This window comes from Virgibacillus kekensis (genome assembly GCF_042654125.1).
GTDB lineage: Bacteria > Bacillota > Bacilli > Bacillales > Amphibacillaceae > Lentibacillus > Lentibacillus kekensis.
Genome location: NZ_JBHSFU010000004.1, coordinates 181,723 through 195,534, shown reverse-complemented (window position 1 = coordinate 195,534; position 13,812 = coordinate 181,723). Strand labels below are relative to the sequence as shown.

The 13,812-nt window shown below is 42.6% G+C and carries 13 protein-coding genes; 10 read left to right on the top strand and 3 right to left on the bottom strand.

The genetic code is table 11. The features are described from left to right. The first annotated feature begins 13 nt into the window (after positions 1–13). The 4 genes from deoC to ACFO3D_RS05335 all read left to right on the top strand — a co-directional run bounded on the left by deoC (position 14) and on the right by ACFO3D_RS05335 (position 3,695). Positions 14–685 carry a deoxyribose-phosphate aldolase gene (deoC, locus tag ACFO3D_RS05350; RefSeq protein WP_390293613.1) on the top strand — a complete coding sequence of 224 codons (672 nt, stop codon included), beginning with the start codon at positions 14–16 and terminating at the stop codon, positions 683–685. 29 nt (positions 686–714) lie between these two features. Beyond that, positions 715–879: a hypothetical protein gene (locus tag ACFO3D_RS05345; RefSeq protein WP_390293612.1), complete on the top strand. Its 165-nt coding sequence runs from the start codon at positions 715–717 to the stop codon at positions 877–879. Between the two features lie 51 nt (positions 880–930). After that, positions 931–1,983: a galactitol-1-phosphate 5-dehydrogenase gene (locus tag ACFO3D_RS05340; RefSeq protein WP_390293611.1), complete on the top strand. Its 1,053-nt coding sequence runs from the start codon at positions 931–933 to the stop codon at positions 1,981–1,983. A 161-nt stretch (positions 1,984–2,144) separates the two neighbouring features. Then, complete coding sequence (locus tag ACFO3D_RS05335; protein ID WP_390293610.1) at positions 2,145–3,695, top strand: Na+/H+ antiporter NhaC family protein; 1,551 nt, start codon at positions 2,145–2,147, stop codon at positions 3,693–3,695. 519 nt (positions 3,696–4,214) lie between these two features. On the opposite strand, the gene ACFO3D_RS05330 is transcribed toward ACFO3D_RS05335, so the two are convergent. Then, the gene (locus tag ACFO3D_RS05330; RefSeq protein ID WP_390293609.1) at positions 4,215–5,912 is read right to left on the bottom strand and encodes a M3 family oligoendopeptidase; all 1,698 of its coding nucleotides are present in this window, start codon (positions 5,910–5,912) and stop codon (positions 4,215–4,217) included. A 233-nt stretch (positions 5,913–6,145) separates the two neighbouring features. Between ACFO3D_RS05330 and ACFO3D_RS05325 the strand changes: the two genes are divergently transcribed. Both ACFO3D_RS05325 and ACFO3D_RS05320 read left to right on the top strand, forming a co-directional pair. Beyond that, entirely contained in the window at positions 6,146–6,373 is a 228-nt protein-coding gene (locus tag ACFO3D_RS05325) for a DUF2164 domain-containing protein (protein WP_390293608.1), read from the top strand. Positions 6,374–6,462: 89 nt separating this feature from the next. Beyond that, complete coding sequence (locus tag ACFO3D_RS05320; protein ID WP_390293607.1) at positions 6,463–6,741, top strand: hypothetical protein; 279 nt, start codon at positions 6,463–6,465, stop codon at positions 6,739–6,741. Positions 6,742–6,835: 94 nt separating this feature from the next. On the opposite strand, the gene ACFO3D_RS05315 is transcribed toward ACFO3D_RS05320, so the two are convergent. Together ACFO3D_RS05315 and ACFO3D_RS05310 are read right to left on the bottom strand one after the other, a co-directional pair. After that, positions 6,836–7,048 (bottom strand): DUF3951 domain-containing protein, encoded by a 213-nt coding sequence (locus ACFO3D_RS05315; protein WP_390293606.1) that lies wholly within the window; start codon positions 7,046–7,048, stop codon positions 6,836–6,838. A 133-nt stretch (positions 7,049–7,181) separates the two neighbouring features. Continuing rightward, positions 7,182–8,021 carry a CvfB family protein gene (locus ACFO3D_RS05310; RefSeq protein ID WP_390293605.1) on the bottom strand — a complete coding sequence of 280 codons (840 nt, stop codon included), beginning with the start codon at positions 8,019–8,021 and terminating at the stop codon, positions 7,182–7,184. 467 nt (positions 8,022–8,488) lie between these two features. Between ACFO3D_RS05310 and ACFO3D_RS05305 the strand changes: the two genes are divergently transcribed. The 4 genes from ACFO3D_RS05305 (at position 8,489) to ACFO3D_RS05290 (ending at position 13,662) form a co-directional block, all read left to right on the top strand. Further along, positions 8,489–9,385, top strand: a complete 897-nt coding sequence (locus ACFO3D_RS05305) for an AEC family transporter (RefSeq protein WP_390293604.1) — start codon at positions 8,489–8,491, stop codon at positions 9,383–9,385. A 442-nt stretch (positions 9,386–9,827) separates the two neighbouring features. Then, the gene (locus tag ACFO3D_RS05300) at positions 9,828–10,211 is read left to right on the top strand and encodes a 5-carboxymethyl-2-hydroxymuconate Delta-isomerase (RefSeq protein WP_390293603.1); all 384 of its coding nucleotides are present in this window, start codon (positions 9,828–9,830) and stop codon (positions 10,209–10,211) included. An 83-nt stretch (positions 10,212–10,294) separates the two neighbouring features. Further along, positions 10,295–11,086, top strand: a complete 792-nt coding sequence (locus ACFO3D_RS05295) for an SDR family oxidoreductase (protein ID WP_390293601.1) — start codon at positions 10,295–10,297, stop codon at positions 11,084–11,086. A 416-nt stretch (positions 11,087–11,502) separates the two neighbouring features. After that, on the top strand, positions 11,503–13,662 hold the full coding sequence (locus tag ACFO3D_RS05290; protein ID WP_390293599.1) for a DNA topoisomerase III: 2,160 nt from the start codon (positions 11,503–11,505) through the stop codon (positions 13,660–13,662). Positions 13,663–13,812: the final 150 nt, after the last annotated feature.

Below are 13,812 nucleotides of genomic sequence, written 5' to 3'. Positions count from 1 at the left end.
TGGAGCTGGAAAAATGGAAAAGCAATCCATCATTAATATGATAGATTACACACTTTTGAAAACGACAGCAACCAAGGAAGATATAAGAAATTTTTGTAATGAAACTATTGAACATGGATTCAAAACAGTTTTCGTTAACCCATACTATGTTCCACTTGCGGTAAGTTTGCTGGAAGACCATGGAGTGAAAGTAGGCGTTCCGATTGGTTTCTCGCTTGGCGGGGCTACCACACACGTTAAAGTGGAGGAAACGAAAGAAGCAATCCGCAATGGGGCAAAAGAAATTGATATGCTGATTAATCTTGGCGCATTAAAGTCAGGTGAATATGCGGTCGTTAAAAACGATATTGCGGAGGTAGTGAAGGCTTCAAATGGACTGACTACTAAAGTAATTATTGAAACAGCACTACTGACGGAAGATGAGAAAGTCAAAGCAGCAGAACTGATCGTGGAAGCGGGCGCTGACTATGTTAAAACAGCCACAGGATTTAATGGCGGCGGGGCAACAGTGGAAGATGTCAAACTTCTGCGGCGCACTGTCGGACCGGATTTCGGTGTGAAAGCAGCGGGTGGTATCAGGACGTATGAAGACGCGGTCAATATCGTTGAGGCTGGCGCCAACCGGATTGGTACAAGCGGAGCAATAGCGATTATTGCTGGCGGTAAATCTACCGAAATATATTAGTGAAATCTTAAAGGTTAGGGTGAGTTAAAATGGTAGAAGCATTTCTGGATTTTGCACTGGGACCATATATAGGAGCAGTTGGGGACTTTTATTTTGAAAATCAGGTTATTCTGAACAGTATTGTAGTGGCGGCTGCTTTCATTAAAATCTTCAGCAGCAGAAAAAGAAAAGCACAGAATGAGTCTGCCAGTTAACTACTGTAACCCCAATGTGAACTGTAATAATATTGGGAAGGCGGGAAATACATGCGAACATTGAATCTGTATGGGAAACAGGATATACGGTTTGAAGACACAGAGAAACCTTCCATCGAAAAAGCTGATGACGTTATCGTAAAAGTTAAAGCTGTCGGGATTTGTGGTTCAGACATCTCCCGATATAACAAACTTGGTCCGTACGTGGAAGGTATGACGTTCGGACACGAGTTTTCTGGAGAAATTGCTGAGGTTGGCCCTGAGGTGACAAATGTAAAACCTGGAGATAGAGTTGCAGGTTGTCCTACATTGTACTGCGGGGAGTGTGAAAGTTGCCGTAAGGGTGAACTTTCACAGTGTGAACAGCTTACGGTAATCGGAGCAAGACATCCGGGTGCATATGCTGAGTTTGTTAAGCTTCCGGCTGAAAACATTGTACCGATTCCAGATTCAGTTGATTTTGACACCGCTGCAATGGTGGAGCCATCCGCGGTGGTGGCTCACGGGTTTTATCGGACTAGTATGCAACCGGGCGCTGAAGTAGCTGTTATGGGCTGCGGAAATATAGGACTTTTGGCAGTTCAATGGGCAAAAATCTTTGGCGCTAAAAAAGTATATGCAATTGATATTGATGACGAAAAGCTTCAAATTGCAAGTGAAATTGGTGCGGATGAGCTAATCAATCCAAAAGAAAAGTCTGCCTATGATCAAATTATGGAGATAACAGGTGGCCGTGGAGTGGATGTTGCTATTGAATCTGCTGGTTCCCCGATAACCTCCGCTCAAGTATTCGCGCTTGCCAAAAAAGGTGGCGAAGTGGTGTTCATGGGTATTCCATATGCAGACATCAATATAGAACGTTTTTATTTTGAAAAAATCGTTCGAAATGAACTTACTGTTTTAGGTTCCTGGAATGCGATCTCCGCTCCATTTCCAGGAAAGGAATGGGATACAACGGTTCATTATATGAGCACGGGACAAATCAATGTGAAACCGATCATCTCCCATCGCCTTCAACTGCGACAGGGTCCTGAGACGTTCGAAAAAATTATTAACCGGGACGAATCTTTTGGTAAAGTTCTCTTTTATCCCGAAATAGGTTAACTATTAATAGATTTGAAACGAATCCGATGTCTAATTGGATTCGTTTTTTCGTGATGTCGTCTGGACAAAAGAGAAAAGGTTATTGCATGAGATACAATATGTTGTTATTATTAATTGTCTATATCTATTTAACGATTTAATAAGTGAAAGGAGTTTATCATATGGAATTTGGGATGCTTTCCCTCTTGCCTCCGATCATAGCAATTGTACTGGCGCTGGTTACCAGAAACGTGATTCCTGCGCTGTTTGCCGGTGTATGGCTCGGAGCGACTATGAAGCACGATTGGAATCCGCTAATGGGGCTATACGCCAGTTTCAGTGAGTTCATCATTCCGAGCGTTGGAGATGAATGGAGCGCAACTGTCCTGATCTACTGTGGTCTTTTTGGTGTACTAATCGTATTCCTGCAGCGTACAGGAGGGGCGCATGCAATTGCGCATGCGATTTCAAAAAAGGTTAAGACGCCAAGAGGGGCTCAAGGGTCAACCTTTCTATTCGGTATCATTATTTTCTTTGAAGATTATTTCAATGCCTTGACCGTTGGAAGTGTAATGCGGTCTGTAACTGACAAAATGAAGGTATCACGCGAAAAGCTTGCTTACATCGTGGATTCCACGTCAGCTCCGATGTGTCTGCTTGCACCTGTTTCCACATGGGTTGTTTTCGTGATGGGGCTGATTGGTGCTCAATTTACTGAGCTTGGCATGGATGGTTCTGAGTACATGACATACATCCTCACCATCCCTTTTAACTTCTACTCCATACTTGCTCTAATTATGGTAGCTCTGATTGTATTCATGAAGTGGGATTTCGGTCCAATGGCAAAAGCCGAGTACCGGGCACGGACTACCGGTAACGTTATCCGCGAAGGTGCAGAGCCACCATCCGATGACAGCATGAGTGAAGTCGAACTGGCAGAAGGTCTTGTTCCGAAGAAGCGTAACATGATTGTGCCAATTGTTGTACTGCTTGGACTTATTCCACCGCTATTCCTGTGGACTGGCGGATTTCCGGAAAATGACCTAATAACAGCTGTTGGGGAAGCGGATGGTGCGACCTCAATCTTAATTTCTGCATTCGTGGCAGGGATTGTGGCGCTGGCAATGGGAATCCAGCAAAAAATATTTACATTCAAAGAATCCATGTCACTGTACGTTAGTGGGTTCCGCAGTATGATGATTGTTTATGTCATTCTTACGCTTGCATGGTCAATCGGAAGCGTAACGACTGAACTTGGTACTGCTGCATATATTGTGAACTTTGCTGAACAAACAACGTCTCCGGCTATCATACCGGTACTGCTGTTCTTTGTTGGAGCGATTGTTGCTTTTACAACAGGAACCTCTTATGGAACGTTTGCGATTATGATTCCAATTGCAATGCCGATTGCTGAGACAATGGATATTTCAATGTATCTGGCGATTGCTGCAGTATTGAGTGGAGGTATTTTCGGCGACCACTGTTCACCTATTTCGGATACGACTATCCTATCATCTGCAGGTGCATCAAGTGACCATATTGACCACGTTAATACACAGATTCCGTATGCAATTACTGCAGGAATCAGTGGAATTATTTCATTCCTGATTGCAGGATTTACCGGATCAGTAGTCCTGTCGATTGCTGTTGGATTGGTTGTTCTGGTAATAATGGTTTATGCGTTAACCAAGGTATGGGGACAAAAAATACCGAACGAGTCTATTTCTGCATAACGTAAAAACAGCTTCCGCGTTCATGGCGCAGAAGCTGTTTTTTTTTGATGAACATCGTGTCCATTATTTTTCAAAATAACGTTTGTTTTTGACAAAATAACTATAAACTGCGACGTAACTCGTAGCTTCGCTCCGGAAATACATTACGCTTTCCGCGGGCAACGCTTCAACTTCCTCGGAAGAAAACCACTTCCTGCGGGATTTTCAGCTGTTGCTTTTCCCGCTGGAGTCTCCATGTATTTCCCTCGCTGGGTTGAAGTTGATTTATACTTATATCAACGCCAAACACCTATTAGCGCAGGCAGAATGCGTAGACTCCTGGGGGAACAGCACGAGTCCGAAGACCCCGCAGCGGCGTTCTTTCCGCGAGGAGGCTGAGGCCGTGCCCCCGGAAAGCGAAGTATTCTGACGTAGCGGTAGGTACGGCTGTTATGTCGCAGTTTCTATCAACTGCGAGAGTTAATAAACAACAAAGTTTACGAAAAGAACCTGATGGCTGCTATATTTACTCCATCTCACTTACAACTGTTTATCGTCTACAGAATCTAACCATTCCTCAATTGTACCTATTACGGATTCAACACTGCCTTTCTGAAACGGTGAACGAAGGTTGGCTGCTTCCACCAGACCTAGAAATGATTTGGAACCGCCAAGTTTACAAAGGTTCAGATAATCATTCCAGGCGTCTTCTCTGTTATCCCTTGAGCGCTTCCAGAACTGGAATGCACAAATTTGAGCAAGGGTATAATCGATATAGTAGAATGGCACTTCATATATATGCCCCTGACGTTGCCAGAAGCTCCCTGACTCCAGGTAAGGGATGCCATCATAATCCCGGTGTGGCAGGTAGATTTCCTCTAATTCCTTCCATGCCGCTTTACGCTGATCCGGTGTCCAGTCAGGATTTTCATAGACCTTATGCTGGAATTCATCGACCGCTACACCATATGGTAAGAACTGAAGTCCGTCGGCAAGGTGGGAATACTTATATTTTTCCGTGTCCTCCTTAAAGAACAACTCCATCCATGGCCAAGTGAAAAACTCCATGCTCATCGAATGAATTTCTGCCGATTCGTATGTCGGCATGAGATATTCCGGAATGCCGATGTTACGGCTGCTGTAGAACTGAAACGCGTGTCCTGCTTCGTGGGTAAGTACATCTATATCACCTGATGTGCCGTTGAAATTGGAAAAAATGAACGGTGACTGATAATCCTCAATAAATGTGCAGTAACCACCTGCTTCTTTTCCTTTTTGGGCCTCCAAATCCATCAGGTTACGATCAAGCATAAACTGGAAAAACTCCTTTGTTTCCGGAGAAAGTTCTTCATACATTTTTTTCCCGTTTTCGATAATCCATTCCGGGGAGCCCTTTGGCTGAGCATTTCCGGTAGGGAACTTAAAGTTTTCGTCATGAATCTTAAGCGAGTCCACTCCTATACGGTCTGCCTGCTTTTCATACAATTTGGACACGAGCGGTACAATCTTTTCACGAACCTGCTTACGGAAAACATCCACCATTTCAGCGTTATAATCAATCCGCAGCATCCGTACATACCCGAGCTCCACAAAGTTTTTATATCCAAGTTTGGTTGCAATCTCGTGCCGAGTTTTAACAAGCTGATCATAAATGTCATCAAATTTATCAGCATTCTCAGCAAAAAAACCTGCACTCGTTTCTACTGCCTGTTTGCGAATAGAGCGGTCCTTATTTTGGGTGAAGGGTGCCAACTGGGCAAGCGTGTAAGTTTTTCCCTGAAACTCAACTTCTGCAGAGGCCACCAGTTTGGAATACTGTGACGATAATTTATTTTCTTTTTGTAGAAGTGGCATAACTTCAGGTGAAAATGCCTTTATTTCATAATCGGCAATCTGGAAGAGCTGTTCGCCCCATTTCTCCTCCAGTTCATTTCGGAACGGAGATTTAATAAGTTCCTTATAGAATGCCGTACTCATCTCCTGGATTTCCGGCTGGATTTCGTCAAAATAATCGCGTTCTTTCTGGTAGAAGTCATCATTTGTATCAATGGATGCGCGGATATAAACCAGGTTTGCCATTGTTGAAAGTCGATTCCTGAGTTCGTTGATTTTGTTGATTGCCTCGTTTTGCTCAGCGGCTGACTTCGATTGCGTAAATTTCCCAAGTAATGACTGGAATGTGCTTTTTTCAGCGTCCATATTCGGACGCTCGTATGTATAGTTCTCAAATGTTTGCATGAGATTCCTCCTTGTTATATGTACTTTATTCGACATTTTTTTCAGAAATCCTTTTTTGTTAGAAGAATTTTCCTTTCATAAGCTTTGTTGCACCTTAATCCTGTTAGTTGATACAAAATGCGACGTAGTGAATTTGGGGAAGTACAACCTAAAAGAACGACTGTAAAATAGGCATTATACAGAATATGTTATACTTTGCCATAATAGAACGTAAAGGAAAGGGGGCTAGTACAGTGAAATCAAAATTTGACCTGCCAAAAGAAAAAAAGGATGATCTTGTTAAGGAGATAAAAGCATATTTTTTGGATGAACGTAACGAGGAAATCGGCGACTTGGCGGCAATGCTGATGCTGGAGTTTATTATGGAGTCAATCGCGCCCGTGTTTTACAATCTGGGAGTGGAGGATAGTCATACATATATGGGAGAGAAGCTGGACGACTTGTTTGGAATTATGAAGTAGACTTTTTCTGAAAAATATAATAACTTATTTGACTTTATAATTTTTCATGGATAGACTGAAATTAACAGGGAAAAGGGAAGGGTGATAATATGTTTGGTAACACATTGATTGCTGTATTTGCGATAGTAGTAGTACTCATGATATTGAACATAATATTGAGTAAGGTATCATCTCCGAACAGTTATACAATTTATATGCCAGGATTTATTATCTTTGGAATTGGGCTGATTTTGTTTGTCGTGTCCTCGATTGCCGGAAAAGTGGTTATTGTTGGTTTAAGTCTAGGCGCGTGGGGAATTGCATGCCTGTTTGCTGTAGCAATCAGTTTAGTTGCTACGGCAATTGTGGAATCAAAAACCGATTCATAATTCAATGCTATTATAGGTGAAAAATAAAGTCGGCTATGGATAGATAACTCCTATAGCCGACTTTTTTCGGTTAGTTTTCAGGAATAAAAGCAATTTAGAAAGATTGATCGTCTTCTACTCTTTCTTCATATTTGATAGTATGCTTTGTATCGTGGATGGGGGTTCCCCGGTTAACACCATCTTTAACACCCATTGTTATGTCATCATAGGGTGTATAACTATTAGAAGATATGGATTTTTTCTTGAAGATACGGAAACATACAAGTCCAACTATTAAAACAATAAATAAAATATAAACTAATCCCATTAACAAACGCACTCCTTCGATAGATTTACCTACTTTGTATTATTCTCTAAAAACTTAAAGGATTCCTCTGTTCATAAGAAAATAATAAAAAAAGCAACCGAATGGCTGCTTCTTTATCAGAAGGGAAGAACCCCTATTTGAGATATGTTTTCCCGTCCCGCTGTTCAACTTTTCCTTCTTTCATCAGTTTGCCAAGTGCACGTTTAAAGGCTGCTTTACTGATGTTAAAAGTCCCGCGGATATCCTCGGGGTCACTTTTGTCGCTGAACGGAATCATACCTTCATTCTGCTCCAAATGGAGAAGAACAGATTCAGCATCTTCTCCCATACTGTGCTGTTTTAGCGGACGCAGTGACACATTGACTGTTCCATCGTCTTTCACATCGATAATTCGACCATTTTCAATCCATTGGCCAAGCCGTGGTTCTTCCATTCGCTCGGAACGATGGATAAAGCCGCGGTATCCTTCCTCGGAAATAATGGCTGTTCCTTCTTTGCTGGTGTGGTAGACACGGCCACTGATTGGTTTGTTTAGCATATCCTCAGAGGCGTGCTCCCATTCTCTGCGTACCACTCCTTCTGTAGCAGGGATGGCAAGCAGGCGTCCTTTCCGGTCTTTGCCCAATGTCACAAAGAGCATGTCACCAATTTCCGGCCAGACATTCTGGTAAAGTGGCAGATCATCTGACGATACAAGAATCCCTTTTGAAATCCCTATATCAACAAACACGCCGAGGCTTGGGACAACTTCTACCACTTCGGCCCAGTCGTATTCATCCATTTTAACGGAAGGGATTGCGGTTGTAGCAACTGTCTGTCCTTTTTTATCGGTATAAAGAAAAACCTCCACTTCTTGTTCAACTTCCAGTTCTGTGTCCGTTTCATTATGGTGCAGCAGGACGTCGCCTTCCAGCACGTATCCTGTGTCGATTTTCCGTATTACGCTCAGTTTTTGAATCGTTCCTGCGTTCATGGCTATCCTTCTTTCTACAATAATCTTTTTTATGTATTGGAAAAGGGGCACCCTTACTATAAGAGTACCCCTTTGTTTTATAAAGTAACACATAAGTTTCCATTTTAATATTAACCCGAGAGTAATCTCAATCGGGTGGGAATCATTCAGATAGATTCCTCTATTGCCGCGGTCAGTGTTCCACTGGTGTTCTCTCACTTAAGTAACGTCAGCCCTACCTGCTCTAACGTCCTTGCGACCCCTTAGTCGCGCCAGTGTAAATAAGCTTCTACAAAAACTAACTAGCAGAATGCCAGAAATTTCAATACTTATTTGCTACTTCATTATTGAACTTATTTATATTCTCATACATTCGCCTAGATGTCAAATTGAACTTCCGACAAACGATAAATAACAGGCATCAGATTCGAGCTGCTGTTTCGGATTATGGTAGACTATTAGTTGATTTTATAATTGGAGATGTCGATATGGTATTGTTTTTTCAGGTTATTTTACCCATTATAGCAGTGTTTGGCGCGGGATATATTCTGCAGCGTATTCGCGTGCTTGATGTGAAGTCAATCGCAACCGCGTCAATTTATATTTTCCTGCCTGCATTAGTATTTACCACTCTTTATGAGTCCACGTTCAATCAGGGATTCACGATCATAATTGTGTTTGCATTCTTTTTGTTATTTATGATGATTGTAATTAATAAAGCGCTGGCAAGGATATTCAAATGGAATCGGTCGGTCGAGAGTGCCTCAATATTGACGACCGCGTTTATGAATGGCGGCAATTACGGTGTTCCCGTAATGCTGTATAGTATCGGGAATGCAGCAATGCCGTACGCGATATTTTTTATGGTTCTTCAATCGCTGGTGATGAATGTTTTCGGTGTCTATTATGCTTCTAGAAGTACTAGTGGCTTTATGAAAGCTTTTGTAACCATTTTTAAAATGCCGGCAACGTATGCAGCGGTGTTAGCGTTTGTTTTTCAGGCAATCCCTTGGGAGATCCCCGAGTCAATCTATTCAACCCTGACAATGGTCGGAGGGGCAGCCATTCCAATGATGATGGTTATGCTTGGAATGCAGCTGGCTTCCATTACATCACTGAATTTCAACTGGCAGGTAATTTCATCAGCCCTTGGGGTCAGAATGATTGTCTCGCCGCTACTCGCCTTTTTATTTATCTGGATACTGAATGTGGATCCAATCATTAGTGCTGTCATTCTAGTCGTGGCTGCCATGCCGAGTGCTGCAACAACCACCATGTACGCTATCGAGTTTGATACGGAGCCTGACCTTGTATCAAGTATTACGCTGGTAACTACGCTGTTCAGTATCATAAGCGTTACCGTACTCCTGAATATTATCTCGTAAGGTTTTGAAATCCTTTCTGTTGCATACCCTAGGAGAAAGAAGTAAAAGGCAGGAGGGTGGACCATTGTTAAGGACAATCCTGATGATTATCGGAGCGATAGTGGTGATTGGCTGGATACTATCTATGTTTTAAACAAAAATGCCGGTGTGGTTATTCCATCCGGCATTTTTCATGTCGTGTTTTCGTTTGTGCGGGAAAAGGGTAATGATAGGTGAGGCTGTTTTTAGAAAAGGATAAGTAAGAGACAGGAGGATGGACCATTGTTAAGAACAATTTTGATGATTATCGGAGCAATTGTAGTGATTGGCTGGATACTATCTATGATATAAGCAAAAATGCCGGTGTGGTTAGTCCATCCGGCATTTTTATATCGTGTTTTCGCTTTTGCAGGAAAAGGGTATTGATATGAAATGCTGTTTTCTGAAAAGGAGGTAGTCATACATGCCGTTTATAACGGTAGAATACACCGATAACCTGAAAGCGGGTGCCGACATTCCATCCCTATTGAAAAAAATTAACGAACGTCTTTACGGTGAGGGTGATGTGTTCTCATTAGGAAGTATCCGGTCCAGCGCCATAGCGATTAATGATTATTATATTGGTAATGGCGAAGCAGAAAATTCATTTGTCCATGTTACGGTAAAAGTAGGTCCGGGCCGGCCACCACAGGTGAAGAAAGATTTGTTTGACCCGCTGTTTGACACGGTAAAAGATCATTTCACCCACCTGATGGAGAACCGCTATCTGGCTCTGTCGATGGAGATATATGAGTTTCATGAGGGTGGAACCTATAATGAGAATAATATTATTGCACGGTATGAATAAATCATGGCCGGAATCATTCCCCAAGTCTTTTAATACAAATTCACCAACCTGTCACGCTATAATGAGATAAAGGAGATGATGGGATGGATCTTAAATTGAAGGCGAAGTCCGTTATTGTAACAGCTGCAAGTAAAGGTCTAGGTAAGGCGACAGCACTGGAGTTCGCGAAAGAAGGTGCACACGTGCTGATCAGCAGCAGGGATGCGTCTGCGCTTAAGAAATCTGCCGATGAAATCATTAAGGAAACAGGAAACGAACAAGTCCATTATACGGTTTGTGATATGAAAAAGCCTGAAGACATCAAAGCAATGGTGGAGTATGCAGTTTCTGTTAACGGACCGATTGACGTGCTGGTCAATAATGCAGGGGGTCCGCCGGCGGGAACCTTTTCTGACATGACAGATGAAGAATGGTACCATGCATTTGAGCTCAACTTGCTCAGTTTCGTCCGGACAACACGTGAGGTCATTCCACATATGAAAAAACAGGGTGGAGGGCATATCGTCAATCTTGCCTCGTCGTCAATCAAGCAGAGCATCGATAATCTTATTTTATCCAATACGATGCGGCCAGGAATCGTCGGTCTTGCCAAAAGTCTTGCAAGGGAACTAGCCCCGAATAATATTCTGGTAAATACCGTTGGGCCGGGTACCATTGAGACTGACCGGATTCAGGAACTTAACGAAAAACGCGCAGAGAAATCCGGAAAGTCTGCTGATGAAGTGAAGCAAGAGGCGATTAAGCAGATTCCTATGAAACGTTATGGTGAACCGGTGGAATTCGCACGGGCAATTGTCTTTCTGGCATCTGGTGCGAATACATATATTACCGGGCAATCGCTTATTGTCGAGGGTGGAGCGGTAAAGGCGTTGTAAAGGAAAAGCGAAATAGCATGCCAAGTCACATAATGATTGGTATGCTATTTTTGTTGATGTTAAATAGTCAGACATATAGGTGAAAAATAGAGCATCTGAGGGGATTTGAGTTCCACTATTTAGCAAAATAACGCTTCATTCGGGGGGGTATCGGAATTCTGTTCCGCTATTCTTGTGGATTAAGCCTATTCTAACAATGATTTTAGCAAATAACGTATCTCTGTTCCAAAAACACCTCGAAAGTATCGCTTTTTAAGCATATAACGCATCTGTGTTCCGCTCAGCTTAATAACTTCATTCTGTTCAACCGCTCTTTGAACTGTTTTCTCACCCCATAATCATGACTGTCAGCAACTTGGCGTTATTTGTGATAAAGTAGCTTATAGGAAAATGTTTATCGAGAAGGGATTTTTTTAATGAGTAAAACACTGGTATTAGCTGAAAAGCCTTCTGTCGGAAGGGACATTGCCCGGGTACTGAATTGTACCAAAAAGGGCAACGGCTTCATGGAAGGTTCCAAATATATTGTGACGTGGGCGCTTGGGCATTTGGTTACCCTGGCAGACCCAGAAGTGTACGATGAAAAACTGAAAACGTGGCGGCTGGATGATTTACCGATGTTGCCGAAACATCTGAAACTTGTAGTGATCAAAAAATCAGGCAAGCAGTTCAGCACCGTAAAAACGCAAATGAACCGTAACGATGTAAAAGATATCGTAATCGCGACCGATGCGGGACGTGAGGGTGAACTTGTTGCCCGATGGATTATTGAAAAAGCACGGGTGAAAAAACCGGTGAAACGACTTTGGATTTCATCAGTAACTGATAAGGCAATTCGCGATGGGTTCAATAATCTGAAACCCGGCAAAAATTATGAAAATCTGTATGATGCAGCGGTTGCTCGTTCGGAAGCAGACTGGTATGTCGGACTGAACGCAACCCGGGCGCTTACTACCAAGTTCAATGCACAGCTTTCAAGTGGCCGTGTTCAGACGCCGACACTTGCTATGATTGCTGCAAGGGAAGAAGAAATCCGTAATTTTAAGCCGAAAAAATTCTATGGTTTTGAGGCCAAAACAATGAACGGCATTACGCTGACATGGCAGGACGCGAAAAACAACAGCCGAATTTTTGCTAAAGAAAAAGCTGACAAATTATATAATCAGTTGAAAAGCAAGCCGGCTAAAATCACATCAGTTGATAAGTCGTATAAAAAAAAATATGCGCCGCAACTATATGATTTAACCGAACTGCAGCGGGATGCCAACCGCATTTTCGGCTACTCCGGAAAGCAGACGTTATCCCTGATGCAAAAACTATATGAACAGCACAAAGTACTCACATACCCACGGACTGATTCCCGGGTGATTTCGACGGATATTGTGCCGACATTGAAAGACCGTGTTAAGGCTTGTGGTGTTGATGAATATGCGAAGTTTGCCAATAAAGTTATGCGCAGGAATGACTGGAAGCTACCTAAATCGGTAGTCGACAATTCAAAGGTATCGGACCACCATGCGATTATCCCAACCGAACAGCCGGTTATTCTGGAAGAACTGAATGACAAGGAACGTAAAATTTATGACCTGGTTGTCAAGCGGTTCCTCGCGGTGCTCGCTAATCCGTATGAATATGAACAGACAACAATTGAGGCTCAAATCGATAATGAGAGGTTCACTGCCAGAGGTAATATCGTCAAGAAGCAGGGCTGGAAAGAGATTTATCAAGAAAATAGTTCTGAGCAGCAATTGCCTGCAGTATCTCAAGGTGATACGTTCACACAGGTTAAAATAACGCAGACAAATGGTGAAACAAAACCGCCAGAACGCTTTACCGAAGGGGCATTGCTTCAGGCGATGGAAAATCCTGTCCGCTATATGGATTCAAATGAAAAACATCTGGCGAAAACCATCAGTCAAACCGGTGGGCTCGGGACGGTTGCCACCCGTGCAGATATTATTGAGAAGCTCTTTAACGGACAGTATATGGAAATGCGCGGAAAACATATCTTTTTGACAGGCAAGGGAAAACAGTTACTTGAGCTTGTTCCCGAAGATTTACGCTCGCCGGCATTGACTGCAGAGTGGGAAAATAAGCTGGGACAAATTGCGGAAGGTAAACTTGCCAAAGATCGCTTCATTAAAGAGATGAAGGATTATGCGCGTGAAGTGGTCCAACAAATTAAAGCCAGCGATGAAACGTTCAAGCACGATAATATGACTGGAACCAAGTGTCCGGAATGTGGCAAGCTGATGCTTGAAATTAATAATAAAAATGGGCGTATGCTTGTCTGCCAGGATCGTTCCTGCGGCAACAAAAAGAATATCGCCAAGCAGACGAATGCACGCTGCCCGAATTGCCACAAACGGATGGAGTTGCGTGGTGAAGGAGAAGGTAAGACATTCACTTGTAAGTGTGGACACCGGGAAAAGCTTTCCACATTCAATAAACGAAAAGAACAGGAAAAGAAACATAAAGTCTCCAAGAAAGATGTAAACAAGTATCTGAAGAAACAGGATGATGACGGGTTTACAAACAATGCATTGGCTGAACAGCTCGCTAAATTGAAAAAATAGTTACTTCCAGAAGCCCGCTGACAAAACAGTAGGGCTTCTTTTTTGTAAAATTTCATCATAAGTTATATGAAGAGACTTTTGGACAGCCAACTATATTTCTAAATTGCGAAACTTATGATACACTGTCCAATATATTTTAAATTTTTTTAC

Coding starts and splice junctions, on each gene's coding strand:
- ACFO3D_RS05345 (WP_390293612.1), top strand. CDS start 715: ATGGTAGAAGCATTTCTGGATTTTGCACTGGGACCATATATAGGAGCA.
- deoC (WP_390293613.1), top strand. CDS start 14: ATGGAAAAGCAATCCATCATTAATATGATAGATTACACACTTTTGAAA.
- ACFO3D_RS05315 (WP_390293606.1), bottom strand. CDS start 7,048: ATGGGATTAGTTTATATTTTATTTATTGTTTTAATAGTTGGACTTGTA.
- ACFO3D_RS05290 (WP_390293599.1), top strand. CDS start 11,503: ATGAGTAAAACACTGGTATTAGCTGAAAAGCCTTCTGTCGGAAGGGAC.
- ACFO3D_RS05295 (WP_390293601.1), top strand. CDS start 10,295: ATGGATCTTAAATTGAAGGCGAAGTCCGTTATTGTAACAGCTGCAAGT.
- ACFO3D_RS05335 (WP_390293610.1), top strand. CDS start 2,145: ATGGAATTTGGGATGCTTTCCCTCTTGCCTCCGATCATAGCAATTGTA.
- ACFO3D_RS05340 (WP_390293611.1), top strand. CDS start 931: ATGCGAACATTGAATCTGTATGGGAAACAGGATATACGGTTTGAAGAC.
- ACFO3D_RS05300 (WP_390293603.1), top strand. CDS start 9,828: ATGCCGTTTATAACGGTAGAATACACCGATAACCTGAAAGCGGGTGCC.
- ACFO3D_RS05310 (WP_390293605.1), bottom strand. CDS start 8,021: ATGAACGCAGGAACGATTCAAAAACTGAGCGTAATACGGAAAATCGAC.
- ACFO3D_RS05320 (WP_390293607.1), top strand. CDS start 6,463: ATGTTTGGTAACACATTGATTGCTGTATTTGCGATAGTAGTAGTACTC.
- ACFO3D_RS05330 (WP_390293609.1), bottom strand. CDS start 5,912: ATGCAAACATTTGAGAACTATACATACGAGCGTCCGAATATGGACGCT.
- ACFO3D_RS05305 (WP_390293604.1), top strand. CDS start 8,489: ATGGTATTGTTTTTTCAGGTTATTTTACCCATTATAGCAGTGTTTGGC.